We start from the raw sequence: 25,599 nt of genomic DNA on the forward strand, positions 1-25,599 counted from the left end.
GAAATAACGAACGGCCGTGTTTTCATCCGGTGTTGGTTAATTTCATAGTGTTTCGGTGGTCATTGCGTTAGGGAAACGCCCGGTTACATTCCGAACCCGGAAGCTAAGCCTTTCAGCGCCGATGGTACTGCAGGGGGGACCCTGTGGGAGAGTAGGACGCCGCCGAACAATTTTTCCGGGAAAGCCCCGCACCGTATGGTGCGGGGCTTTTCTGCGTTCCAGGATCAGGCGCAGACCCCTTCCCTCCGGCCGGCGGCAGGGCCCGCAGGCCCGCAAAACTCGTGCCGACCGCGATTATGCGCATCCCCGGATCCCGTGTATGGTTTACCTCGTTGCCACAGCGCAGCGAGGCCCCAATAGCTCAGTCGGTAGAGCGTCTCCATGGTAAGGAGAAGGTCTGCGGTTCGATTCCGCATTGGGGCTCAGAAAGAAAGCGAAAGGCCCCCGCCACTGGCGGGGGCCTTTCGCGTTTGTGGCCTCACATCAGACGTGGGACGGCTCCGGGACGCGCATCGCCAGGATGGCCATGTCGTCCGAGGCGGGCTCCGCCGCGAAGCGCTCCACGGCCCGCAGGATGCGTGCGGCGACCGCTCCGGCCGTCAGGCCCGTACAGGTCGACAGGACCTCCGCCAGGCCGTCGTCGCCGAGCATGCGGGTGCCCTCGCGGCGTTCGGTGACGCCGTCGGTGACGCAGAGGAGGACGTCGCCCGGGTTCAGGGTGACCTCCTGCTCGTACAGCTCCAGGTCCTCCAGGACGCCGAGCAGGGGCTGCGGTTCGGCCGCCGACTCCACCGAGCCGTCCTGGCGCAGGCGCAGCGGGAGCGGGTGGCCGGCGCAGACCACCTTCAGGAGGGCGCTGCCGTCCTCCTGGGGCCACAGCTCGCCGTACAGGAGGGTCAGGAAGCGGCTGCGGGCGCCCTCGTCGAGGATGGCCGCGTTGAGGCGCTCCAGGACCGCGGGGCCGGTGAACCCCTCCTTGGCGAGCAGGCGCAGGGCGTGGCGGGCCAGGCCGGTGACGGCGGCCGCCTCCGGGCCCGTACCGCAGACGTCGCCGATGGCGAAGCCGTACGCGCCGTCGTGGATCGGGAAGACGTCGTAGAAGTCGCCGCCGACCTCGTTGCCCTCGCCCGCGGCGCGGTAGATGACCTCGATCTCGACGTTCGGGACGTCGGGGAGGCCCGGGGGCAGCAGGCTGCGCTGGAGGGACTGGCTGATCGCCATGCGCTCCGAGTACAGGCGCGCGTTGTCCAGGGCCAGGGCGGCCCGGCGGGAGAGGTCCTCGGCCAGTTCCAGGATCTCCTGGCGGAAGTGGTCGTCCGAGGGCTTCCCGAGCGTCAGCATGCCGATCACGCGGTTGCGGGCGACCAGCGGCAGGACCACGGTCTCCCCGCCGACCGCCTGGGCCGTGGCGAGGATGGTGCGGGTGGCCGTGGACATGCTCAGCGGCGCATCGTGGTCCAGGCTGCGGGTGGAGGTGGACAGCGCCGCCCGGTGGCCGGCCTCCGAAGGGGCGGCCCAGATGCGGGCGCCCGGTGTCGGGACCGGGTCGGGCGGGGCGATCTTGGAGAGCAGGGCCTTGAGGCCGTCGATGAGGTCCTCGTCCTCGTGGAGCACGTACGAGAGGTACGGGTCCGAGGACTGGTCCGCGATCGTGTAGACCGCGCACCAGGTGGCGAGGGTCGGGACCGTCATCTGGGCCATCAGCGCCAGGGTCTGGTCGCGGTCGAGGGTGCCGGCCAGCAGGTCGGAGGCCTCCACCAGGAAGGAGAGCGAGCCGCGGCGGAGCCGTTCCAGCTCGCCGAGGCGTGCGGACTCCACGGCCAGGGCGATGCGGTCGGCGGCGAACTGGAGGCGCAGGGCCTCCTCGTTCGAGTAGCGGCCCGGGGCCTCGGCCGCGACGCCCAGGGAGCCGGTGAGGCGTCCCTCGACCTTCAGCGGGACCGTGACGACCGAGCGCATCCCGGTGTCGGTGAGCAGGGGGACGGCGCCGGGGACGGCGGTCAGGTCCTCATGGACCGCGGGCATCCGGGCGGAGCCGTAGCGTCCCGTTCCGGCTTCGACGGGGACTCTCGCGAAGCGCTGGCGGGCCGAGGGGAGGCCCGTCGTGGCGCGGACCTCCAGCTCCGTCTCGTCGTCGGTGGCGAGGAGGAGGAACGCGGAGTCCGCGTCCAGCATGTCGCGGGCCCGCTCCACCGTCCGCTGGAGCAGGCCGTCCAGGTCGTCGGGGGCGGGAGAGCCGATGAAGACCTCGAACGGGTCCGTGGAGCGGTTCTCGGAGGCGGAGTCGGAGACCGGGGCGCGGACCGGGGACTGGAGGACCGCGCGTTCGTAGTCGCGGACGAGGAGGCAGACCGTGGACGGTTCGCCGTCGGTGTCGCGGACCCGCAGGTGTGAGGCGTAGACGGGGGTGACGCGGCCGTCGGCGCAGCGGATCCCGTAGCTGCCCTCCCAGCGGGAGAGCCGGAGCGCGTCGGCGATGCCGGTGTTGGTGCCGGGGGTGTGCGGCCAGGCCACGAAGTCGGTGAGCTGCTTGCCGGCGACCTGGTCCGCCGCGTGCCCGAAGAGGAAGGCCGCGTCGTCGTTCCACGCGGCGATCGACCCGGAGTGGTCGATCTGGACGACGGCGACCCGTACGCGCTGGTCCGCGACGGGCAGCAGCGGGGTCGGCAGGAGCGGTCCGGCGGAGCGGATGCCGACCGGGCGCTCGGGGAGGTCCAGCTGGAACCAGACATGTTTGCGGGTGGGGGTGTACTCGACGCCCCAGCGGGATGCGAGGGCGGCGCAGAGCAGCAGGCCGCGGCCGTTCTCGCGGTCCGGGGAGCCGAAGTCGAGGCCACTGCTCTGGAGCGGGACCTCACGCTCCGGGTAGTGGTCGGCGACCTCGACGCGTACGCCGTCCTCGGTACGGAGGCAGAGCACGTCGGCCGCCGTTCCCGCGTGGACCACGGCGTTGGTGACGAGCTCGCTGGTGAGGACGACGGCGTCGTCGACGACATCGTTGTACCCCCACCCCTGGAGGGTGTCCCGGACAAAGGCGCGGGCGGTCGCGACCGAGCGCCCGACCGGTTCGAAGGTGGCGGCCGCGCGCGCGGTGATCACAGCACTCCCCATATTGGTGTCTCGTCGCTTCCCCGAGTCCTGTGCCCGTTTCTCGCCGCTTCGATTCGCTTGCCAGGCTAGACGTTCGGCAAGGGTGCCGGGTACACGAGGGCCGAGATCGGGACAGGACGCCGCAGGAGTCGTGCGCGGGCGCACGAGTATGTCCGCCGGTGGGAGTGAGGGGGTGCAACCGGGGGAGGTTGCCCGCCGACCTGTTCCGGCCTGGTACGTTGCAACGATTTGACGTCCGCCCGGTCGCCCGTTGACGGTGTGCTGTGGCGGTGGTCCAAAGTGGAACTGGGCAAGCTTCCGGATAGGCCCGAGCGAAACGGTCAACCCCTGCGGGAGGGACACGGTGGAGTCTGGCGTGGCGGCGCGGGGTTCAGAAACGCGTACAAAAGGCGGACAGTCCGTGAAAAAGCAGCGCAATGGCACCGTCGAGGTCGACGCGGCAGCTCTGAACAGACTGCTGGCGGGTCTCGTGGCGATGCGCGACGGCAATTTCCGCAGGCGGCTCACCGTCTCCGGCGACGGCGTGATGACGGAGATCGCGGCGGTCTTCAACGAGGTCGCCGACCGCAATCTCCACCTCACGGGTGAGCTGGCGCGGGTACGGCGGGTTGTCGGGCGTGAGGGCAAGCTCACCGAGCGGCTGGAGACGGGGGCCTGCGAGGGCTCCTGGGCGGCCGCGATCGACGCCTCCAACGAGCTCGTCGACGATCTCGCGCGACCGGTCTCCGAGGTGGGCCGGGTGCTGTCGGCGGTCGCCGACGGTGACCTGGAGCAGCGGATGGAGCTGCGGTCGCACACGACGGACGAGACGGTGCGCCCGCTGCGCGGGGAGTTCCTGAAGGTCGCCCGTACGGTCAACAACCTTGTCGACCAGCTGTCGGTCTTCACCGAACAGGTGACGCGCGTCGCCGTCGAGGTGGGCACCGAGGGCAAGCTCGGCGGGCAGGCGCAGGTGCGGGGCATGTCCGGGTCCTGGAAGGACCTCACGGACTCCGTCAACACCATGGCGTACCGCCTCACCGCCCAGGTCCGTGACATCGCGCTGGTGACGACGGCGGTCGCCAAGGGTGATCTGTCGCGGAAGGTCACCGTCCATGTGGCCGGCGAGATGCTCCAGCTGAAGAACACCGTCAACACGATGGTCGACCAGCTGTCCTCGTTCTCCTCCGAGGTGACGCGCGTCGCCCGTGAGGTGGGTACGGAAGGCGAGCTGGGCGGTCAGGCGACCGTGCCCGGTGTGGCCGGGGTGTGGAAGGACCTCACCGACTCCGTCAACACGATGGCGGGCAACCTCACCTCCCAGGTGCGTGGCATCGCCGAGGTGACGACGGCGGTCGCCAGCGGTGACCTGACGCAGAAGGTCACGGTGAGCGCGCGCGGCGAGGTCGCCCAGCTCGCCGAGACGATCAACCAGATGACCGAGACGCTGCGCACCTTCGCCGACGAAGTGACACGTGTGGCGAGCGAGGTCGGTGGCGAGGGTCTGCTCGGCGGCCAGGCGCAGGTGCCGGGCGCTGCCGGGACGTGGAAGGACCTCACCGATTCGGTGAACACGGTCTTCCGCAATCTGACGACCCAGGTGCGCGACATCGCGCAGGTGACGACCGCGGTGGCCAGCGGTGACATGTCGCAGAAGGTCACGGTCGACGTGGCCGGGGAGATGCTGGAGCTGAAGAACACCGTCAACACGATGGTGGACCAGCTTCAGTCCTTCGGTTCCGAAGTGACGCGCGTCGCCCGGGAGGTCGGCGTCGAGGGCCGGCTCGGCGGTCAGGCCGAGGTGCCGGGCGCCGCCGGGACGTGGAAGGACCTCACCGACTCGGTGAACACCGCCTTCCGCAACCTGACCGGCCAGGTCCGGGACATCGCCCAGGTCACCACGGCCGTCGCCAACGGCGACCTCTCCCAGAAGGTCACCGTGGATGTGGCCGGGGAGATGCTGGAGCTGAAGAACACCGTCAACACGATGGTGGCGCAGCTCTCCAGCTTCGCCGACCAGGTGACGCGGATGGCCCGGGACGTGGGCACCGAGGGCCGCCTCGGCGGCCAGGCGCGCGTGGACGGCGTCTCGGGTACGTGGAAGGAGCTGACGGACTCCGTCAACTTCATGGCCGGCAACCTCACCTCCCAGGTGCGGCAGATCGCCCAGGTGACGACGGCGGTGGCGCGGGGCGACCTGTCGCAGAAGATCGACGTGGATGCCCGGGGCGAGATCCTGGAGCTCAAGAACACCATCAATACGATGGTCGACCAGCTCTCGGCCTTTGCCGACCAGGTGACCCGCGTGGCCCGCGAGGTGGGTACGGACGGGCGGCTCGGCGGTCAGGCGCAGGTGCCCGGTGTGGCCGGGGTGTGGCGCGATCTCACCGACTCGGTGAACGGGATGGCGGGGAACCTCACCGCCCAGGTCCGTAACATCGCGCAGGTCGCCACGGCGGTCGCGCGCGGTGACCTGTCGCAGAAGATCGACGTGGACGCGCGCGGCGAGATCCTGGAGCTCAAGAACACCCTCAACACGATGGTGGACCAGCTCTCCAACTTCGCCGAGCAGGTGACGCGGGTCGCCCGCGAGGTGGGTACGGAGGGCATCCTCGGCGGACAGGCCGAGGTGCAGGGCGTATCCGGTACGTGGAAGGACCTCACCCAGTCCGTCAACGGCATGGCGAACAACCTGACCCTCCAGGTCCGCAACATCGCCGAGGTCACCACCGCCGTCGCCAAGGGCGATCTCTCCAAGAAGATCACCGTCGACGCCAAGGGCGAGATCCTCGAACTGGTCACGACCGTCAACACGATGGTCGACCAGCTGCTCAACTTCGCGGACGAGGTCACGCGCGTGGCCCGCGAGGTGGGTACCGAGGGCATCCTCGGCGGTCAGGCGCGGGTGCGCGGGGCGACCGGCATCTGGAAGGACCTCAGCGACAACGTCAACCTGATGGCCAACAACCTGACCAGCCAGGTACGGAACATCTCCCGGGTCTCCTCAGCGGTCGCCAACGGCGACCTGACGAAGAAGGTCACCGTGGAGGCGCGCGGCGAGGTCGCGGAGCTGGCCGACACCGTCAACACGATGGTGACGACGCTGTCCTCGTTCGCGGACGAGGTCACGCGTGTGGCCCGTGAAGTGGGTACGGAAGGTGAGCTGGGCGGCCAGGCCCGGGTGCCGGGAGTGTCGGGGACGTGGAAGGACCTCACCGAGTCCGTGAACTCGATGGCCTCCAACCTGACCGGCCAGGTGCGCCAGATCGCCACGGTCACCACGGCCATCGCCAAGGGCGATCTGACCAAGAAGATCGACATCGACGCCCGGGGCGAGATCCTGGAGCTGAAGAACACGATCAACACGATGGTCGACCAGCTCTCCTCGTTCGCCGACCAGGTGACCCGGGTCGCCCGCGAGGTGGGTACCGAAGGGCAGCTGGGCGGTCAGGCGCGGGTGCGGGACGTGGACGGCACCTGGCGCGACCTCACCGAGTCGGTGAACGAGATGGCCGGGAACCTGACCCGGCAGGTGCGCGCCATCGCGGCCGTCGCCACGGCCGTCACCCGCGGCGATCTGAACCTGAAGATCGATGTGGACGCGGCCGGCGAGATCCAGGTCCTCCAGGACAACATCAACACGATGATCGCCAACCTGCGCGACACCACCCTCGCCAACAAGGAGCAGGACTGGCTGAAGGGCAACCTGGCCCGGATCTCCGGTCTGATGCAGGGCCGCCGCGATCTGGACGACGTGGCCTCGCTGATCATGAGCGAGCTGACGCCGGTGGTCTCGGCGCAGCACGGCGCGTTCTTCCTGGCCATGTCGCCGGGCGACTCGGACGAGGTGGGTCCGGACAACGGCGACGACGGCTCGTACGAGCTGCGGATGCGGGGGAGTTACGGCTACTCCGCCGGGTCGATGCCGACCTCGTTCCGGCCCGGTGAGACGCTCATCGGGACGGCGGCCGAGGAGAAGCGGACGATCCAGGTCGACAACGTCCCGCCGGGGTATCTGAAGATCTCCTCCGGTCTCGGGGAGGCGCCGCCCGCGCATGTGATCGTGCTGCCGGTGCTCTTCGAGGGCAAGGTGCTCGGCGTGATCGAACTGGCCTCGTTCCAGCCGTTCACGCACATCCAGCGGGACTTCCTCAACCAGCTCGCCGAGATGATCGCGACGAGCGTGAACACGATCAGCGTCAACACCAAGACGGAGAAGCTCCTGGAGCAGTCCCAGGAGCTGACCGAGCAACTGCGCGATCGCTCGCAGGAGTTGGAGAACCGGCAGAAGGCCCTCCAGGCGTCCAACGCCGAACTGGAGGAGAAGGCCGAGCTGCTGGCCCAGCAGAACCGCGACATCGAGGTCAAGAACACCGAGATCGAGGAGGCGCGGCAGGTCCTGGAGGAGCGCGCCGAGCAGCTCGCGGTCTCGATGCGCTACAAGTCCGAGTTCCTGGCGAACATGTCGCACGAGCTGCGTACGCCGCTCAACTCGCTGCTGATCCTGGCCAAGTTGCTGGCGGACAACGCCGAGGGCAATCTGTCGCCGAAGCAGGTCGAGTTCGCCGAGACGATCCACGGGGCCGGTTCCGACCTGCTCCAGCTGATCAACGACATCCTGGACCTCTCCAAGGTCGAGGCGGGCAAGATGGACGTCAGCCCGACCCGGATCGCGCTGGTCCAGCTGGTCGACTACGTGGAGGCGACCTTCCGCCCGCTCACCGCGGAGAAGGGCCTCGACTTCTCCGTACGGGTCTCGCCGGAGCTTCCCGCGACGCTGCACACCGACGAGCAGCGCCTCCTCCAGGTGCTGCGCAACCTGCTGTCGAACGCGGTGAAGTTCACCGACAGCGGGGCGGTGGAGCTGGTGATCCGGCCGGCCGGCGCCGATGTGCCGAACGCGATCCGGGAACACCTGCTGGAGGCCGGTTCACTGCGGGACGCGGACGCCGATCTGATCGCCTTCTCGGTCACCGACACGGGGATCGGGATCGCCTCCAGCAAGATGCTGGTGATCTTCGAGGCGTTCAAGCAGGCGGACGGCACGACGAGCCGCAAGTACGGCGGCACCGGTCTCGGGCTCTCCATCAGCCGGGAGATCGCACGGCTGCTCGGCGGTGAGATCCACGCGGCGAGCGAGCCGGGCCGGGGCTCCACCTTCACCCTGTACCTGCCGCTGCACCGCGCCGAACTGCCTCCCCAGGGCTACCCCCAGGTGGGTTCCGGTTCCAGCGAGGGGCTGGGCGGCGGGTCCGAGAACGGGCAGGGGTCGCCCAACGGCGACTCGGCCCCGCTCGGCGACCCGGCCAACTCCGCCGGGGTGTTCCGGCGGCGGCGCAAGGCCCTCGGGGACGCGGCCCGACGGCCCGCACTGCCCGCCGGGCGGCCGGCCGGGGAGAGCGCCCCGCAGGAGGAGTGGGTGCAGGGGAGTCCGGCCGGTACGGAGGAGGCTCCGGCACCCCGGCGGACGTTCCGGTTCCGGGGCGAGAAGGTGCTCATCGTCGACGACGACATCCGTAACGTCTTCGCGCTCACCAGCGTCCTGGAGCAGCACGGGCTCGCCGTCCTGTACGCGGAGAACGGCCGCGAGGGGATCGAAGTCCTGGAGCAGCACGACGATGTGACGGTCGTACTGATGGACATCATGATGCCCGAGATGGACGGTTACGCGACCACGACCGCGATCCGCCGGATGCCGCAGTTCGCCGGGCTGCCGATCGTCGCGCTCACCGCGAAGGCGATGAAGGGCGACCGGGAGAAGGCGATCGACTGCGGTGCTTCCGACTATGTGACGAAGCCGGTCGATCCCGATCATCTGCTCGCGGTGATGGAGCAGTGGATGCACGGAGAGTGATGAGAATCTGAACGAATCAGCGTGAGTTGCTGACCGACTGTGCGCGAACGGGTGTGAACGCCCTGCATCCGGGGAACCTTCTGGTCTCGCACCGCGTTTGCGGTATGTGCACAGTGACATCGCGGTGACAGGGTGTGGTGACAGGCGGGGTGCGGCTACCATGACCGGCACAAGGACGGACGGCGTAAGGGAGTCGTCCCCTGGGGCGGCACCCGGTGCATTTCCGGGGCGAGGAGGACGGGCCATGGTGCAGAAGGCCAAGATCCTCCTGGTCGATGACCGGCCGGAGAATCTGCTGGCGCTGGAGGCCATCCTCTCTGCGCTCGATCAGACACTGGTCCGGGCATCGTCAGGGGAGGAGGCGCTCAAAGCGCTGCTCACGGACGACTTCGCGGTCATTCTGCTGGACGTCCAGATGCCGGGCATGGACGGTTTCGAGACCGCCGCCCACATCAAGCGGCGGGAGCGGACCCGGGACATCCCGATCATCTTCCTCACCGCGATCAATCACGGCCCGCACCACACCTTCCGGGGATACGCGGCCGGCGCGGTGGACTACATCTCCAAGCCGTTCGACCCGTGGGTGCTGCGCGCCAAGGTCTCGGTCTTCGTCGAGTTGTACATGAAGAACTGCAAGCTCCGTGAGCAGGCCGCGCTCCTGCGGCTCCAGCTGGAGGGCGACGGGCACACGGGCGGCGAGCACGAGAAGGAGCCGGCCGGTCTGCTGGCCGAACTCTCCGCGCGGCTCGCGGCGGTCGAGGAGCAGGCGGAAGCCCTCTCCAAGCAACTCGACGACGAGTCCGCCGATGCCGCAGCCGTCGCCACGGCGGCCCATCTCGAACGCAAGCTGACCGGCCTGCGCCGCGCCCTCGACGCGCTGGAGCCGGGTACGGGCGGCGGCGCCGGGATCCTGCCCGCTCAGAACTAGGGCCTCGCAGCAGGAGAACGCGGGACCGGTCCAGCAGCGGAACGCGGGGGCGATTCGTGCGGATCAGGGGTGCTTCGGGCCGGGCCCGGAGTGCTCCTCGCCATGAGGGCGCGTCAGTTCCCGGTCATCGGGCGGCGACACGGTCGGGTGAACCAGTAGGCGAACGTGTTCACGGGCGTCGACAACGGTAACCTCGGCACCATGGCCTCACGTACGTCCGGCAAGGGTTCCCAGGGCACGGCGGGCACCGCGAAGCGCGTCGGCCGTACTTCAGGGCCGGCGAAGAAAGCCGCGCCCGCCAAGAAGACCGCCCCGAAGAAGACGAGCGCGCCCGCGAAGAAGGCGCCCGCGAAGAAAGCGGCGGCCAAGAGGCCCGCACCCAAACCCGCACCGTCCCCCACCAACGGCGTCTACCGGCTGGTGCGCGCCATCTGGCTCGGCACGGCCCACGGCGTCGGCGCGGTGTTCCGCTCCATAGGGCGCGGCGCCAAGGGACTTGACCCCGCCCACCGCAAGGACGGCCTCGCCCTCCTGCTCCTCGGCCTCGCGCTGATCGTCGCCGCGGGCACCTGGTCCAACCTCCAGGGGCCGGTCGGCGACCTGGTGGAGATGCTGGTGACCGGGGCTTTCGGCCGCCTCGACCTGCTCGCGCCGATACTGCTCGGCGCCATGGCCGTCCGGCTCATCCTCTATCCGGAGCGGCCCGACGCCAACGGCCGGATCGTCATCGGGCTCTCCGCCCTCGTCGTCGGCGTCCTCGGCCAGGTCCACATCGCCTGCGGGTCGCCGGGCCGCGAGGACGGCACCGAGGCCATGCAGGACGCGGGCGGGCTGATCGGCTGGGCCGCGTCCAAGCCGCTGATCTTCATGATGGGCGAGGTCCTCGCCGTACCGCTGCTCGTGCTGCTCACCGTCTTCGGCCTCCTCGTCGTCACCGCCACCCCGGTCAACGCCATCCCGCGCCGGCTGCGCCAGCTCGGCGTCCGCCTCGGCATCGTGGAACCGGCGTACGAACCCGGCGAGATGTACGAGGACGACGACGAGCGCTACGACGAGCAGTGGCGCGAGGCGCTGCCCGCCGGGACCCGCCGCGGCTCCGGGCGCCGCCAGGCACCGGACGCCGACGACGCCGTGTACGACCACGACAGCGCCGAGGCCGAGGCGCTGACCAAGCGCAGGCGGCCCCGGCGGCCCGCCGCGCAGCCCCAGATGAACCGGCCCCTGGACGCGGTGGACGTCGCCGCGGCCGCGGCCGCCGCACTCGACGGGGCCGTGCTCAACGGCATGCCGCCCTCGCCGGTCGTCGCCGACCTGACCCAGGGCGTCTCGGTGGACCGGGACCGGGAACGTACCGGCTCCACGCCTGTGCCCGGAGCACGGGAGGCCGAGCGGGACGGCGGCGCGGGCAAGGACCGGACAGGCGCGGGCAAGGCGGCGGCCGCCGCTCCCGGGCCCGGTGACCCCGGTGGCGTACCCGATCTGACCAAGCCCGTTCCCGAGCGGACCGGGGACCTGCCCGCCCGCGCCGAGCAGCTCCAGCTCTCCGGCGACATCACGTACTCGCTGCCCTCCCTCGACCTGCTGGAGCGCGGCGGGCCCGGCAAGACCCGCAGCGCGGCCAACGACGCCGTCGTCGCCTCGCTGACCAACGTGTTCACCGAGTTCAAGGTCGACGCCGTCGTCACCGGCTTCACCCGGGGCCCGACGGTCACCCGGTACGAGATCGAACTCGGCCCGGCCGTGAAGGTCGAGAAGATCACGGCGCTCGCCAAGAACATCGCGTACGCCGTCGCCAGCCCGGACGTACGGATCATCTCCCCGATCCCGGGGAAGTCCGCCGTCGGCATCGAGATCCCCAACTCCGACCGGGAGATGGTCAACCTCGGCGATGTGCTGCGCCTCGCGGACGCGGCCGAGGACGACCACCCCATGCTCGTGGCGCTCGGCAAGAACGTCGAGGGCGGCTACGAGATGGCCAACCTGGCGAAGATGCCGCACGTCCTGGTCGCCGGCGCCACCGGCTCCGGCAAGTCCTCCTGCATCAACTGCCTGATCACCTCGGTCATGGTGCGGGCCACCCCGGAGGACGTCCGGATGGTCCTCGTCGACCCCAAGCGCGTGGAGCTCACCGCGTACGAGGGCATCCCGCACCTGATCACCCCGATCATCACCAACCCCAAGAAGGCCGCCGAGGCGCTCCAGTGGGTCGTGCGGGAGATGGACCTGCGCTACGACGACCTGGCCGCCTTCGGCTACCGGCACATCGACGACTTCAACCACGCCGTGCGCACCGGCAAGGCGAAGACGCCCGAGGGCAGCGAGCGCGAGCTGTCCCCGTACCCGTACCTCCTGGTGATCGTCGACGAGCTGGCCGACCTGATGATGGTCGCCCCGCGCGACGTCGAGGACTCCATCGTCCGCATCACCCAGCTGGCCCGCGCCGCCGGGATCCACCTGGTGCTCGCCACCCAGCGCCCCTCGGTCGACGTGGTGACCGGGCTGATCAAGGCGAACGTGCCCTCCCGGCTCGCCTTCGCCACCTCCTCCCTCGCCGACAGCCGCGTCATCCTCGACCAGCCCGGCGCCGAGAAGCTCATCGGCAAGGGTGACGGCCTCTTCCTCCCGATGGGCGCCAACAAGCCCACCCGTATGCAGGGCGCCTTCGTCACCGAGGACGAGGTCGCGGCCGTCGTCCAGCACTGCAAGGACCAGATGGCCCCGGTCTTCCGGGACGACGTCGTGGTCGGTACGAAGCAGAAGAAGGAGATCGACGAGGACATCGGCGACGACCTGGACCTGCTCTGCCAGGCCGCCGAGCTGGTCGTCTCCACCCAGTTCGGGTCGACCTCGATGCTCCAGCGCAAGCTGCGCGTCGGCTTCGCGAAGGCGGGGCGGCTGATGGACCTGATGGAGTCCCGCAACATCGTCGGGCCCAGCGAGGGGTCCAAGGCCCGCGACGTCATGGTGAAGCCGGACGAACTCGACGGGGTGTTGGCCGTCATCCGCGGGGAATCCGCTCCGTAGGGGTTATCCACCCGTAAAGGTTTCGTGGGCAACCGTTTCGTGCGGCCGTACGTCAAGTTGGAGGGAGGGGAGGAACGATGCTCCTCCCTCCAGCCCAGCCCGTTGTCCCCCACCCTGTTCGGCCCACTCCAGGTTGCCCAGTCCTCGACAGGGGCACGGTCCCGGTGCCGCTCCGCCCGCGGAGAGGTCCACCGGCCCGTCCGGCGAACCCGATGGCGTACAAAGTCGTCCCTCCCGGTTGCCCCTCCCTTTCGTACCCCCCCTAGACTGAACATCCAGCAGGTGGCTCACGCTCGAAAGGCGCCCCCGTGTCCATCGGCAACTCCCCCGAAGACGACCGGCCTTCGATCGGTCGTGCCCTTCAGCAGGCTCGCATCGCCGCAGGTCTGACGGTCGAGGAAGTCAGCAGCTCCACCCGGGTGCGCATCCCCATCGTGCACGCGATCGAGGAGGACGACTTCTCGCGCTGTGGCGGCGACGTCTACGCACGCGGCCACATCCGCAACATCGCCCGTGCCGTCGGTATCGACCCGGACCCCCTGGTCGAGCGTTACGACGGCGACCACGGCGGTCGTCCCGCACCCACCCCCGCGGCTCCGCTGTTCGAAGCGGAACGCATCCGATCCGAACCGCGGCGGCCCAACTGGACCGCGGCCATGGTCGCGGCCATCGTCGCCGTGATCGGGTTCGTCGGCTTCACCCTCTTCAACGGCGGAGACGACAAGCCCTCGAACACCGCGCAGGTCGCGGAGGGCTCCAAGCCCGACAAGACCGCGGCCAAACCCACCACCACCAAGCCGGCCGACCCCAAGCCCGTGCCGTCCGAGAGTGCCATCGCCGCCGCCCCCCGGGACAAGGTGACGGTCAAGCTCGGCGCGAGCCAGGGCAAGAGCTGGATCTCCGTCAAGGACCACAACGGCCGGCTGCTCTTCGACGGGCTGCTGCTCGAAGGTGAGTCCAAGACCTTCCAGGACAAGGAGCGTATCGACCTCGTCCTCGGCAACGCCGGGGCGATCGAGCTCTTCGTCAACGGCAAGAAGCTCCAGGACCGCTTCGAACCCGGTCAGGTGGAACGGCTCACGTACACCAAGGGTGACCCCGAGGCCGGCTGACCCCGCGCCTTCCCACCCCTTCGACGGGCGTCCGGCCTCGTGCCGGGCGCCCGTCGGCGTCTCCCCGGGGGGCCGCTGCCTGTTACTCCCCGTAGCAGATGAGGAGGCAGGCAACCCTGCTCGGCGGGAGGGCCGCCGGGACGAAGTAGTCTTGAGTCCATGCCCGAACGCCGTACCGTCGCCCTTGTCACTCTTGGCTGCGCCCGTAACGAGGTGGACTCGGAGGAGCTTGCAGGCCGCTTGGCAGCGGACGGCTGGGACCTCGTCGAGGACGCCTCGGACGCGGATGTCGCAGTCGTCAACACCTGTGGGTTCGTCGAAGCCGCCAAGAAGGACTCCGTCGACGCCCTGCTCGAAGCCAACGATCTCAAGGACCACGGCCGCACCCAGGCCGTCGTCGCCGTCGGCTGCATGGCCGAGCGCTACGGCAAGGACCTCGCCGAGGCCCTGCCGGAGGCGGACGGCGTCCTCGGATTCGACGACTACGCCGACATCTCCGACCGGCTCCAGACCATCCTCAACGGCGGCATCCACGCCTCGCACACCCCGCGCGACCGCCGCAAGCTGCTGCCGATCAGCCCCGCCGAGCGGCAGGACGCCGCCGTCGCGCTGCCCGGGCACGCCCAGGAGGCGCCCGCCCCGGCCCCCGAGGACCTCCCCGAAGGCGTCGCACCGGTCTCCGGACCGCGTGCCCCGCTGCGCCGCCGGCTCGGCACCAGCCCCGTCGCCTCGGTGAAGCTCGCCTCCGGCTGCGACCGCCGCTGCTCCTTCTGCGCCATCCCCTCCTTCCGCGGCTCCTTCATCTCCCGCCGCCCCTCGGACGTGCTCCAGGAGACCCGCTGGCTGGCCGAGCAGGGCGTCAAGGAGGTCATGCTCGTCTCCGAGAACAACACCTCGTACGGCAAGGACCTCGGCGACATCCGGCTGCTGGAGACCCTGCTGCCCGAGCTGGCGGACGTGGACGGCATCGAGCGGATCCGGGTCAGCTACCTCCAGCCCGCCGAGATGCGCCCCGGCCTCATCGACGTCCTCACCTCGACGCCGAAGGTCGCCCCCTACTTCGACCTCTCCTTCCAGCACTCCGCCCCCGGCGTGCTGCGCGCGATGCGCCGCTTCGGCGACACCGACCGCTTCCTGGAGCTGCTGGACACCATCCGGAGCAAGGCCCCCGAGGCCGGCGCCCGCTCCAACTTCATCGTCGGCTTCCCCGGCGAGACCGAGGCCGACCTCGCCGAGCTGGAACGCTTCCTCACCGGCGCCCGCCTGGACGCCATCGGCGTCTTCGGCTACTCCGACGAGGAAGGCACCGAGGCCGTCGGCTACGAGAACAAGCTGGACGCCGACACCATCGCCGAGCGGCTCGCCCACATCTCCCAGCTGGCCGAGGAGCTGACCTCGCAGCGCGCCGAGGAGCGCGTCGGCGAGACCCTCCAGGTGCTCGTGGAGTCCGTCGAGTCGGACGAGGACGGCGAGGTCGCGATCGGCCGCGCCGCGCACCAGGCCCCGGAAACGGACGGCCAGGTGGTCTTCACCACACGCGAGGGGCTCGTGCCGGGCCGTATGGTCGAGGCAAAGGCAGTGGGCACCGAGGGCGTCGACCTGGTGGCCGAACACCACGAGCTTGCGGAGGCGGCCAGATGACGGGAGTCCCGGCATCCGCGGCAGGCGGTTCCGGCGCGAAGCCGGTCCGCGGCGGCAAGCTGGGCACTGCGGCCGTCAACCAGGCCAGCCTGTGGAACATCGCCAACATCCTGACCATGGTGCGGCTGCTGCTCGTCCCCGGCTTCGTCATGCTGCTGCTCCACAACGGCGGGTACGACCCGGTCTGGCGCTCCTTCGCCTGGGCGGCCTTCGCCATCGCCATGATCACCGACCTGTTCGACGGTCATCTGGCGCGGGCGTACAACCTGGTCACGGACTTCGGGAAGATCGCCGACCCGATCGCCGACAAAGCGATCATGGGCGCCGCGCTGATCTGCCTCTCCGTCCTGGGCGATCTGCCGTGGTGGATCACGGGGGTGATCCTTGCCCGTGAGCTGGGCATCACGCTGATGCGGTTCTGGGTGATCCGGCACGCCGTGATCCCGGCCAGCAGAGGCGGCAAGCTGAAGACCCTGGCGCAGGGGACGGCGGCCGGGATGTACGTCCTGGTGCTCACCGGACCCCTGGCCACCCTGCGGTTCTGGGTGATGATGGTGGCCGTCGTGCTGACGGTCGTCACCGGTCTCGACTACGTACGCCAGGCCATCGTTCTTCGCCGCAGGAGCCTCGCCGCCGAGCGGGCCGCCGTCGGCCGGACCTCGGAGGCGCTGAACGAGGCGGCCGGGTCTCCTGGGGCGGGTGTGAGCACGGATGCGGGTGTGGCCGGTGGTGTTGCTGGTGCTTCAGGTGCCGGTGGTGCTTCAGGCGTCAGCGGTGCCTCTGGTTCGAGCGTGCGCGTTGCCGGTGGTCCGGCGCCCGTAGAACCCGCTGTACGGGCGCGCGACGGCGCGGAGGCCGAGCGGTGACAGCCGGTGCCACCGCAGCTGTCGCTGCCCGGGTGCTGGGGCGGCTGGTGGAGCGCGGTGAGACGCTCGCCGTCGCCGAGTCGCTGACGGGCGGCCTGGTGGCGGCCGAACTGACGTCCGTACCCGGAGCCTCCCAATCCTTCCGGGGATCGGTGACGGCGTACGCCACAGCCCTCAAGGAAGCCGTCCTCGGCGTGGACGGGACTCTCCTGGCGGAGCGCGGGGCGGTCGATCCCGAGGTCGCGCGGCAGATGGCGGCCGGTGTGCGCCGTGCCCTGGGCGCGGACTGGGGCATCTCCACGACCGGCGTCGCGGGCCCGGAACCGCAGGACGGACAGCCCGTCGGAACGGTCTACGTGGCCGTCGCGGGACCTTCAGGCGTCGAGAAAGTGTCCGCTCTGCGGTTGAACGGTTCGAGGGCGGACATCCGTAGAGAGAGTGTACGAAGCGTCCTCGATCTGCTTGCCGGCGAACTCGGTGAGAATGCGCGGGCACAGGATACGGAACAGATCGGGGGGAATTGATGTTTGCAGCCCTGAGTGAACACGACATCGCTCCCCGCACGGCCGCAGCACAAGGCGGTACGGTAGGGCGTGAAGGATGCGGCTACGCGGTCCGAGGAGGGAGCCACCGATGATTCTGCTCCGTCGCCTGCTGGGTGACGTGCTGCGTCGGCAGCGCCAGCGCCAAGGCCGTACTCTGCGCGAAGTCTCCTCGTCCGCCCGGGTCTCGCTCGGTTATCTGTCCGAGGTGGAGCGGGGGCAGAAGGAGGCATCCTCCGAGCTGCTCTCCGCGATTTGCGACGCGCTTGACGTACGGATGTCCGAGCTCATGCGTGAAGTGAGCGACGAGCTCTCGCTCGCTGAGCTGGCCGAGTCGGCAGCTGCCAGTGATCCGGTCCCAGTACCGGTTCGTCCCATGCTCAATTCCGTCTCCGTCTCGTCGGTCGCAGGTGTGCCGTCGGGCCGGGTGACCATCAAGGCGCCCGCGGAAGCGGTGGACGTCGTCGCCGCCTGATCCGCGCGCGGCACAGTGATCGACCGGAGTCCCGGTCGGCCCCCACAGGGGTCGGCCGGGACTTCTGCGTATGCCGTTTCTGTGCCGGCTGTGCGTGTGTGAGCGGCGGAAGAGAGGGCAGACGGAGGTTGAGGCCAACATGACTGTTTTGTTTGGTTTGTGCCATCGTGGGTGGTGCGCCGAAACGGTCAGCGAAACGCCTGACGACGGTCAGCAGTACGCCTGACGGATGGGAGTTGTTGCATGTCTGTGGTGAAGAGCCCACTGTCCGACAGCGATCTCAAGCTCGTCGGAGAAGCGCTGCAAGGCGCGCTGGTCGACCTGGTCGACCTCTCCCTCGTGGCGAAGCAGATCCACTGGAACGTGGTCGGCCCGCGCTTCCGGTCCGTCCACCTGCAACTCGACGACGTGGTGGCCACGGCCCGGCAGCACTCCGACACGGTCGCCGAGCGCGCCTCCGCGCTCGGGGTCAACCCGGACGGCCGCTCCGCCACCGTGGCCAAGGAAACCGCCATCCGGTCCGTCCCCGAGGGCTGGATCAAGGACACCGACGCCGTGAAGGCGCTCGTGGACGCCCTGGGCGTGGTGATCGGCCGGATGCGCGAGCGCATCGAGGTGACCGACGCGCCGGATCCCGTGACTCAGGACATCCTGATCTCACTGACAGCAGACCTCGAAAAGCACGCCTGGATGTTCCAGGCCGAAAGTGCCTGAGCGGAAGGAACCGACATCGTGACTGGTGACAACGCCATGGACAAGCTCAAGGGCAAGGGCAAGGAGGCCGTCGGCAAGCTGACCGGCGACCGCCGCAAGGAGTCCGAGGGCAAGGCCGACCAGGCCAAGGCCACGGCCAAGGACAAGGTGGACGAGGCCGGCGACCGCGCGAAGGGTGTCACGGACTCCCTGCGCAACGACGACAAGTAACGGCTGGCAGCGCCTCGCAGCGCTGTCCGCCCCGAGTGCCCCCGCCGGTCATCGGCGGGGGCACTCGGCGTTCTCGGGGCGGGTGCCCCTTCGGCCGTCCGTTCTGGATGCAGAGCCGCTGCCGCCAGGGGAAACTGCCCGAAAGGACGTCGGCCGCGGGAGGACAGCGATGGTACGGCGGTGGGTGCCGGCGCTGGTCCTCGGCGGGCTGTGGTGGTGGGCGGTGCTACGGCTGGCGCTCCATCCGGAGCAGGCCGGTGTGGTGGAGGGTGCGGTGGCGGCGGGCGGCTGGGGGCTGAGTCTGCTGCCCGTGCATGTGGCGTCGGGCCTCTCGGGGGGAGTGGGGAGACCGGAGGGGCTGGAGGGGCTGGAGGAGGGGGTGGCGGGGGCTGAGCAGCGGTCTTCGCGGGCCCGTTCGGGGCGGCTGGTGGCGGGGCGTGAGCAGGGGGCTTCGCGTGGCAGGCTGGGGTGGCTTGCGGCGGTGCCTGGGTGGCTTGTGGCGGTGCGTGAGCGGCTGGTGGCGGGGGTCACCAGGGCATGGCGACGCCGCCGTTCGGGCGGAGGATCTGGCCGGTCGTGAAGGCCGACGCGTCGGACGCCAGGTGCAGCACGGTGTGGGCGACGTCCTCGGGTTCACCGACCCGGCCCAGAGGCGAGATCCGGACCATCGTGGCCTCCGCGCGTTGCTGCTGTCCGGCTCCGTGCCGGTCGGTCATCGGCGTACGGATCCAGCCCGGGGCCACCGCGTTCACCCGTATGGCGTGCGGGCCCAGCTCGGTGGCGAGCGTCTTGGTGAGCTGGACCACGGCCGCCTTCGCCGCGCTGTAGCAGAGCAGGCCCGCGCTCGCGGAGTCCACGGCGCCGGACGCCATCGTGATCAGCGAGCCGGGGGCGGCGCGGGCGATCATGGACCGGGCCACCTCCTGACAGGCGTACAGCACCCCCTTGAAATTGACCGCCATCACCCGGTCCAGGTCCTCGTCCTCCGTCTCCAGGACGCTGCTGGTGTGCATGATCCCGGCGACGGCGACCAGGATGTCCAGCTCTCCCGCCGCCCGGACGGCCGTGCTGACCCCGTCCCGGTCGGTGACGTCGAGGGGGTGGGTGCGGGCGGTGCCGCCCGCGCTCGTGATCAGCTCGTACGTTCTCCGCAGGCCGGTCTCGTCGCTGTCGGCGCAGTGGACCGTGGCTCCGGCCTCGGCGAGCAGTACGGCGCTGGCCCGCCCGATCCCGCTCGCCGCGCCGGTGACGAACGCGGAGCGGCCCGTGAGGTCGTAGGCGTCGAACGCGGAGAGGGGCATGACGGGACCGTACGGCTGCATCTGACGGGTCGTCAACTGGTGTGCGGTGCTTACGGCCCCTGGGGCGTGCCCGGCGGACCAGGGCCGGACAGGCCGTGCCAGGCGTCGCGGACCCGGTCAAGATCCGCCGGACACGCCCCAGGGCGTCGGGCCCGATTGGCAGGACGGGCACCAGTACGTGGGCCGGTCCTCCTCGTCGATCTTCCGGATGGGCGTGCCGCAGCGCAGGCAGGGGCGGCGGTTTCTGCCGTAGACGTAGAGGGGCTCCTGTACCCGGAGGGGTGGGAGCGGCCGCTTCCCGGGGGTGGGCGCCGGGGTGTCCGGGCGGGGGCGGCGTTCGGCCCGGATGGTGGTGGTGCGGGTGGGGCGGTCGCGGTTGGCGTCGAGGAGGCGGTGGGCCAGGGCGACCAGCCGGGGCAGGGTGCCGTCGGGGAGGGCGCCCACGGGGAGCCAGGGGGTGACGCGGGCCAGGAAGCACAGCTCGCACTTGTAGACATTGCCGATGCCCGCGAGGTTGCGCTGGTCCAGGAGGGCCTCGCCGAGGGGGCGGTCAGGGGCGGCGAGGAGGCGTTCCACGGCGAGATCGGGGTCCCAGTCCGGGCCGAGCAGGTCCGGCCCGAGGTGGCCGACGGCCTTGCTCTCCTCGCTGGTCCGCAGCAGTTCGAGGACGGGGAGGCGGTAGCCGACGGCCGTGTGGTCGGTGTTGGTCAGGACCGCGCGGATCTGGTGCCCGGGGCCGCCGCGCCAGCGCTCGCCCGGTGCGTAGATCCGCCAGGCCCCGTCCATCCGGAGGTGGCTGTGCAGGGTCAGGCCGCCCTCGACCCGGGTCAGCAGGTGCTTGCCGCGTGCGGTGACGTCGAGGACGGTCCGGCCGCTCAGGTCGGCGGTGGCGAACCGGGGGACGCGCAGGTCTGCGTGGGTGAGGACCCGCCCCGCCAGCGCTGCGTGCAGCCGGGCGGCGGTCTGTAGGACGGTGTCTCCTTCGGGCATACCTCCATGATGGGCCCGCCGGACATGCGGATGGGCCCGACCGGCGCGCGGGCGGGGGCCGGGCGGGGGCCGGGCGTGGTCGGGCGCGGAGCCCGGGCGGGCCCGCCCGGCTCGCCTGAGAGCCTGAGCCGGGCCCGCCCGGCTCAGGCTCTCAGGCGCAGGCCTCTCGGGGTGGCGAGGAAGCCGGCCGCCTCCAGGGTCCGGCCCAGCGGTGAGGTGAGGGCCGAGACCCCGTTCGTACGCTCCACCGTCACGGTGCCGAGCGCTCCGGCACGGGCGGAGGCGGCCAGCGCCTCGGCCGCCGCCAGCAGCGCGGGGGACTCGGGGTCGGAGGGCCAGGCGAGCAGGGACTTGCCGCCGCGCTCCATGTAGAGCGTCAGCTCGCCGTCGACGAGGACCACCAGCGCCCCCGCCTTGCGCCCCGGCTTGTGGCCCGCGGCGTCCGGGGACTCCGGCCACGGCAGGGCGGCACCGTACGCGTTGGCCGGGTCGGCGGCGGCGAGCACCAGGGCGCGGGGCGCGGTGCCCGGGTCCCGGCGGTCGCGGGCCGTGGCGGCCGCCCGCAGCCGGTCCACCGCCCCGTCCATCGCGAACTGGGCCGCCCCCAGCCCCTCCACCACATAGCCCCGCCGGGCCTGGCCGCTGTCCTCGAAGGCGGCCAGGATGCGGTACGTCGCGGAGAAGCCGCCCTCCACCCCTTCGGCCTGCACCGCGCCGCGGGTCACCACGCCGTGCCGGTCGAGAAGGGTGCGGGCCAGGGCGTGGGCGCGGTGGGTCGGCTCCGGCTCGCGGGGGGGCAGCAGGGACCAGCGGCCGGAGACCGTCGGGGGGCCGGTGCGGGAGGCGGGGCGGGCGGCCGCGGTGAGGGATCCGTACCGCCCGCGGGGCACGTTGCGCCGGGCCCGGTGGGCGGTGGAGCCCGCCGTCCGCCCGGAGCCCAGGAGGGAGCGCAGCGGGGCGAGGGTGTCGTTGGTGAGCCTGCCGGACCAGGCCAGCTCCCAGAGGGCGTCGGCGAGCTGCTGGTCCGAGCAGTCCGGGTGGGTGGTGGCCCGGACCTGGTCGGCGATCTGCCGGAAGAAGAGGCCGTATCCCCCGGAGAGAGTGGTGAGCAGGGATTCGTGGAGCGCCGACAGCTCCAGGGGGTGCGGGGCGGGCAGGAGCAGGGGTGCGCTGTCGGCGGGGTAGAGGGAGAGCCAGCCGTCCTTGCCGGGCAGTGCTCCCGCACCCGCCCAGACGACCTCGCCCGTCGTCGTCAGCTCGTCCAGCATCGCCGGGGTGTAGCCCATGACCCGGCTCGGCAGGATCAGCTTCTCCAGGGCCGAGGCGGGGACGGGCGCTCCCTGGAGCTGTTCGACGGCGCGGGCCAGGCCGTCGATGCCCCGCAGGCCGTGGGAGCCGAAGTGCTGCCACTGGGGGAGGAAGGAGGCGAGCGCGGCGGGCTCCACCGGCTCCAGCTCCTGGCGGAGCGCGGCCAGCGAACGGCGCCGCAGCCGGCGCAGCACGGTGGCGTCGCACCACTCCTGGCCGATGCCCGCCGGGTGGAACTCGCCCTGCACGGTCCGGCCGGAGGCGGCCAGCCGTTGCAGCGCGCCGTCCGTGACGGCGGTGCCGAGGCCGAACCGCTCGGCGGCCCGGGCGGCGGTGAACGGGCCGTGCGTCCGGGCGAAGCGGGCGAGGAGGTCGCCGAGGGGGTCCTTCACCGGCTCGGTGAACGCCTCGGGAACTCCGACCGGGAGTGCTGTGCCCAGCGCGTCCCGCAGCCTCCCCGCGTCCTCGATCGCCGCCCAGTGGTCGGCCCCGGCGATCCGGACCTGGATGGCCCGGCGGGTCGTGGCCAGCTCCGGCGCCCAGGAGGGCTCGGCGCCCCGCTCGGCCAGCTCGGCGTCGGTCAGGGGGCCGAGCACGCGCAGCAGGTCCGCGACCCCTTCGACGTCCTTGATCCGGCGGTCCTCGGTGAGCCACTGAAGCTCCTGCTCCAGCTCGGTGAGGACTTCCGGGTCCAGCAGCTCGCGCAGCTCCGCCTGGCCCAGCAGCTCGGCCAGGAGGTGGGAGTCCAGCGAGAGTGCGGCGGCCCGCCGCTCGGCCAGCGGCGAGTCGCCCTCGTACAGGAACTGGGCGACGTAGCCGAAGAGGAGGGAGCGGGCGAACGGGGAGGGCTCCTGGGTGGTGACCTCGACCAGCCGGACCCGGCGCGCCTCCAGGTCACCCATCAGTTCGGTGAGCCCGGGGACGTCGAACACGTCCTGGAGGCACTCGCGCACGGCTTCGAGGACGATCGGGAACGAACCGAACTCGGACGCCACCTGGAGCAGCTGGGAGGCGCGCTGGCGCTGCTGCCAGAGCGGGGTGCGCTTGCCGGGGGAGCGGCGGGGCAGCAGCAGCGCGCGGGCCGCGCACTCACGGAAGCGGGCGGCGAACAGGGCGGAGCCGCCGACCTGGTCGGTGACGATCTGCTGCACCTCGCCCTGGTCGAAGACGACATCGGTGGCGCCGACCGGGGGCTGTTCGCTGTCGTACGAGAAGGCGGGCGGGGTCGCTTCCTTGCTCCCCGCGTCCGTGGTCGCGGGCGGGGCGTCGAAGTCGAGGAGGTCCAGGCCCATCATGTCCGCGTCGGGGAGCCGCAGCACGATCCCGTCGTCGGCGTGCATGACCTGGGCGTCCATCCCGTACCGCTCACCGAGGCGGGCCGAGAGCGCGAGCGCCCAGGGGGCGTGCACCTGGGCGCCGAAGGGGGAGTGCACGACGACCCGCCAGTCGCCCAGCTCGTCCCGGAACCGCTCCACCAGGATCGTCCGGTCGTCCGGCACATGGCCGCAGGCCCGGCGCTGCTCGTCCAGATAGGCCAGGATGTTGTCCGCCGCCCAGGCGTCCAGCCCGGCGGCGAGCAGCCGGAGGCGGGCGTCCTCCTCGGCGAGCCCGCCGATCTCGCGGAGGAACGCTCCGAGGGCGCGGCCCAGCTCCAGGGGGCGGCCCAGCTGGTCGCCCTTCCAGAACGGCAGCCTCCCCGGAACGCCCGGGGCGGGGGAGACGAGGACCCGGTCGCGGGTGATGTCCTCGATCCGCCAGGATGTGGTGCCCAGGGTGAAGACGTCGCCGACACGGGACTCGTAGACCATCTCCTCGTCCAGCTCGCCGACCCGGCCGCCGCCCTTCTTCGGGTCCGCGCCGGCCAGGAAGACGCCGAAGAGGCCCCGGTCCGGAATGGTGCCGCCCGAGGTGACGGCGAGCCGCTGCGCTCCGGGGCGGCCCGTGACCGTACCGCCGACCCGGTCCCAGACGACCCGGGGGCGCAGCTCCGCGAAGGCGTCGGAGGGATAGCGCCCGGCGAGCATGTCGAGGACGGCCGTGAACGCCGACTCGGGGAGCGAGGCGAACGGGGCGGCCCGGCGGACCAGGGCCAGCAGGTCGTCGGCCTGCCAGCTGTCCAGGGCCACCATGGCGACCAGCTGCTGGGCCAGCACGTCCAGCGGGTTGGACGGGATGCGCAGCGCCTCGATCGCTCCTTCGCGCATCCGCTCGGTGACGACGGCGGCCTGCACGAGGTCGCCGCGGTACTTCGGGAAGACCACGCCGGTGGAGACCGCGCCCACCTGGTGCCCGGCCCGGCCCACCCGCTGGAGGCCGGAGGCGACGGAGGGCGGGGACTCGACCTGGACCACCAGGTCGACCGCGCCCATGTCGATGCCGAGCTCCAGGCTGGAGGTGGCCACCACGGCGGGCAGCCTGCCCGCCTTCAGGTCCTCCTCCACCTGGGCGCGCTGCTCCTTGGAGACCGAACCGTGGTGGGCGCGGGCCAGCAGGGCGGGGGCGCCCCGGGCCGCGCCGGACTGGGCCATGACCTCGGCGGGGGCGTGCGCCTCCGGCAGGGCGGCGACTTCCGGCAGGTCGGGGGCGGGGTTGTCCGGGTCGAAGGCGGTGCCCGTGGCCCGCTCGTACGCGATCTCGTTGAGCCGGTTGCACAGGCGCTCCGCCAGCCGGCGCGAGTTGGCGAAGACGATGGTGGAGCGGTGCGACTGGACCAGGTCGGCGATGCGCTCCTCGACGTGCGGCCAGATCGAGGGCTTCTCCGCCTGGGCGGCGTCCCCGTCGGTGGCGGGCGACCCGCCCAGCTCGCCCAGATCCTCGACCGGGACCACCACCGAGAGGTCGAACTCCTTGGTGGACGGCGGCTGGACGATCTCCACGTTGCGCTGCGGTGAGAGGAACCGGGCGACCTCGTCGACCGGCCGGACCGTCGCGGAGAGCCCGATCCGGCGGGCGGGCCGGGGCAGCAGCTCGTCCAGGCGCTCCAGGGAGAGCGCGAGATGGGCACCGCGCTTCGTACCGGCGACCGCGTGCACCTCGTCGAGGATCACCGTCTCGACGCCCGCGAGCGCGTCCCGGGCGGAGGACGTGAGCATCAGGAACAGCGACTCGGGCGTGGTGATCAGGATGTCCGGCGGCCGGGTCACCATGGAGCGCCGCTCGGCGGGCGGGGTGTCACCGGACCGGATGCCGACCCGCACCTCCGGCTCCGGCAGGCCGAGCCGCACCGACTCCTGGCGGATGCCGGTCAGCGGGGAGCGCAGATTCCGCTCCACGTCGACCGCGAGCGCCTTGAGCGGGGACACGTACAGCACGCGGCAGCGCTTCTTCGCATCGGCGGGCGGCGGACCGGCGGCCAGCCGGTCCAGCGAGGCGAGGAACGCGGCCAGCGTCTTGCCGGAACCGGTCGGCGCGACCACCAGCACATCGCTGCCCTCGCCGATGGCCCGCCAGGCACCCTCCTGCGCGGCGGTGGGCGCGCTGAAGGCACCGGCGAACCAGCTGCGGGTCGCGGGCGAGAAGGCGTCGAGAGCTGAGCCGGTCATGT

14 protein-coding genes, 1 tRNA gene and 1 rRNA gene are annotated in these 25,599 nt (G+C 71.1%); 12 read left to right on the forward strand and 4 right to left on the reverse strand.

Going from position 1 to position 25,599, the window contains the following annotated elements:
• The first annotated feature begins 51 nt into the window (after window positions 1-51).
• A 5S ribosomal RNA gene (gene rrf / locus GTY67_RS26785) occupies window positions 52-168 on the forward strand.
• Window positions 169-350: 182 nt separating this feature from the next.
• Window positions 351-423: transfer RNA gene (locus tag GTY67_RS26790), tRNA-Thr, on the forward strand.
• Window positions 424-483: 60 nt separating this feature from the next.
• On the opposite strand, the gene GTY67_RS26795 is transcribed toward GTY67_RS26790, so the two are convergent.
• Complete coding sequence (locus GTY67_RS26795; protein WP_161280552.1) at window positions 484-3,111, reverse strand: SpoIIE family protein phosphatase; 2,628 nt, start codon at window positions 3,109-3,111, stop codon at window positions 484-486.
• A 400-nt stretch (window positions 3,112-3,511) separates the two neighbouring features.
• Between GTY67_RS26795 and GTY67_RS26800 the strand changes: the two genes are divergently transcribed.
• The 10 genes from GTY67_RS26800 to GTY67_RS26845 all read left to right on the forward strand — a co-directional run bounded on the left by GTY67_RS26800 (window position 3,512) and on the right by GTY67_RS26845 (window position 18,456).
• Entirely contained in the window at window positions 3,512-8,944 is a 5,433-nt protein-coding gene (locus tag GTY67_RS26800; RefSeq protein ID WP_161280553.1) for a HAMP domain-containing protein, read from the forward strand.
• 244 nt (window positions 8,945-9,188) lie between these two features.
• Complete coding sequence (locus GTY67_RS26805; RefSeq protein WP_093692369.1) at window positions 9,189-9,872, forward strand: response regulator; 684 nt, start codon at window positions 9,189-9,191, stop codon at window positions 9,870-9,872.
• A 201-nt stretch (window positions 9,873-10,073) separates the two neighbouring features.
• Window positions 10,074-12,896, forward strand: coding sequence for a DNA translocase FtsK (locus tag GTY67_RS26810; protein WP_161280554.1), 2,823 nt, complete (start codon window positions 10,074-10,076; stop codon window positions 12,894-12,896).
• 308 nt (window positions 12,897-13,204) lie between these two features.
• A complete protein-coding gene (locus GTY67_RS26815; RefSeq protein WP_093692368.1) occupies window positions 13,205-14,008 on the forward strand; it encodes a helix-turn-helix domain-containing protein in 804 nt (267 codons plus the stop codon).
• Between the two features lie 159 nt (window positions 14,009-14,167).
• Window positions 14,168-15,649, forward strand: a complete 1,482-nt coding sequence (gene rimO / locus GTY67_RS26820; protein ID WP_093692367.1) for a 30S ribosomal protein S12 methylthiotransferase RimO — start codon at window positions 14,168-14,170, stop codon at window positions 15,647-15,649.
• Complete coding sequence (pgsA, locus tag GTY67_RS26825; RefSeq protein ID WP_093692366.1) at window positions 15,646-16,515, forward strand: CDP-diacylglycerol--glycerol-3-phosphate 3-phosphatidyltransferase; 870 nt, start codon at window positions 15,646-15,648, stop codon at window positions 16,513-16,515. The genes rimO and pgsA overlap by 4 nt, the downstream gene beginning before the upstream one ends.
• A complete protein-coding gene (locus tag GTY67_RS26830) occupies window positions 16,512-17,039 on the forward strand; it encodes a nicotinamide-nucleotide amidohydrolase family protein (protein ID WP_161280555.1) in 528 nt (175 codons plus the stop codon). The genes pgsA and GTY67_RS26830 overlap by 4 nt, the downstream gene beginning before the upstream one ends.
• Before the next feature lie 109 nt (window positions 17,040-17,148).
• On the forward strand, window positions 17,149-17,532 hold the full coding sequence (locus GTY67_RS26835; protein WP_003965837.1) for a helix-turn-helix transcriptional regulator: 384 nt from the start codon (window positions 17,149-17,151) through the stop codon (window positions 17,530-17,532).
• Between the two features lie 243 nt (window positions 17,533-17,775).
• The gene (locus GTY67_RS26840) at window positions 17,776-18,246 is read left to right on the forward strand and encodes a DNA starvation/stationary phase protection protein (RefSeq protein WP_093692364.1); all 471 of its coding nucleotides are present in this window, start codon (window positions 17,776-17,778) and stop codon (window positions 18,244-18,246) included.
• 36 nt (window positions 18,247-18,282) lie between these two features.
• Window positions 18,283-18,456, forward strand: a complete 174-nt coding sequence (locus GTY67_RS26845; RefSeq protein WP_093692363.1) for a CsbD family protein — start codon at window positions 18,283-18,285, stop codon at window positions 18,454-18,456.
• 527 nt (window positions 18,457-18,983) lie between these two features.
• Here the strand turns inward: GTY67_RS26845 and GTY67_RS26850 are convergent.
• The 3 genes from GTY67_RS26850 to GTY67_RS26860 all read right to left on the reverse strand — a co-directional run bounded on the left by GTY67_RS26850 (window position 18,984) and on the right by GTY67_RS26860 (window position 25,597).
• Window positions 18,984-19,757, reverse strand: coding sequence for an SDR family NAD(P)-dependent oxidoreductase (locus GTY67_RS26850; protein ID WP_161280556.1), 774 nt, complete (start codon window positions 19,755-19,757; stop codon window positions 18,984-18,986).
• 117 nt (window positions 19,758-19,874) lie between these two features.
• A complete protein-coding gene (locus GTY67_RS26855) occupies window positions 19,875-20,747 on the reverse strand; it encodes an Fpg/Nei family DNA glycosylase (RefSeq protein ID WP_161280557.1) in 873 nt (290 codons plus the stop codon).
• 143 nt (window positions 20,748-20,890) lie between these two features.
• On the reverse strand, window positions 20,891-25,597 hold the full coding sequence (locus GTY67_RS26860) for a DEAD/DEAH box helicase (RefSeq protein WP_161280558.1): 4,707 nt from the start codon (window positions 25,595-25,597) through the stop codon (window positions 20,891-20,893).
• Window positions 25,598-25,599 lie beyond the last annotated feature (2 nt).

Origin of the sequence: Streptomyces sp. SID8374 (assembly GCF_009865135.1) — a bacterium.
Lineage (GTDB): Bacteria > Actinomycetota > Actinomycetes > Streptomycetales > Streptomycetaceae > Streptomyces.

What these genes read in the sequence shown, in the direction of transcription:
- GTY67_RS26860 (WP_161280558.1), bottom strand. Translation starts at nt 25,597, where the DNA reads ATGACCGGCTCAGCTCTCGACGCCTTCTCGCCCGCGACCCGCAGCTGG.
- GTY67_RS26855 (WP_161280557.1), bottom strand. Translation starts at nt 20,747, where the DNA reads ATGCCCGAAGGAGACACCGTCCTACAGACCGCCGCCCGGCTGCACGCA.
- pgsA (WP_093692366.1), top strand. Translation starts at nt 15,646, where the DNA reads ATGACGGGAGTCCCGGCATCCGCGGCAGGCGGTTCCGGCGCGAAGCCG.
- GTY67_RS26845 (WP_093692363.1), top strand. Translation starts at nt 18,283, where the DNA reads ATGGACAAGCTCAAGGGCAAGGGCAAGGAGGCCGTCGGCAAGCTGACC.
- GTY67_RS26795 (WP_161280552.1), bottom strand. Translation starts at nt 3,111, where the DNA reads ATGGGGAGTGCTGTGATCACCGCGCGCGCGGCCGCCACCTTCGAACCG.
- rimO (WP_093692367.1), top strand. Translation starts at nt 14,168, where the DNA reads ATGCCCGAACGCCGTACCGTCGCCCTTGTCACTCTTGGCTGCGCCCGT.
- GTY67_RS26850 (WP_161280556.1), bottom strand. Translation starts at nt 19,757, where the DNA reads ATGCCCCTCTCCGCGTTCGACGCCTACGACCTCACGGGCCGCTCCGCG.
- GTY67_RS26840 (WP_093692364.1), top strand. Translation starts at nt 17,776, where the DNA reads ATGTCTGTGGTGAAGAGCCCACTGTCCGACAGCGATCTCAAGCTCGTC.
- GTY67_RS26835 (WP_003965837.1), top strand. Translation starts at nt 17,149, where the DNA reads ATGATTCTGCTCCGTCGCCTGCTGGGTGACGTGCTGCGTCGGCAGCGC.
- GTY67_RS26805 (WP_093692369.1), top strand. Translation starts at nt 9,189, where the DNA reads ATGGTGCAGAAGGCCAAGATCCTCCTGGTCGATGACCGGCCGGAGAAT.
- GTY67_RS26810 (WP_161280554.1), top strand. Translation starts at nt 10,074, where the DNA reads ATGGCCTCACGTACGTCCGGCAAGGGTTCCCAGGGCACGGCGGGCACC.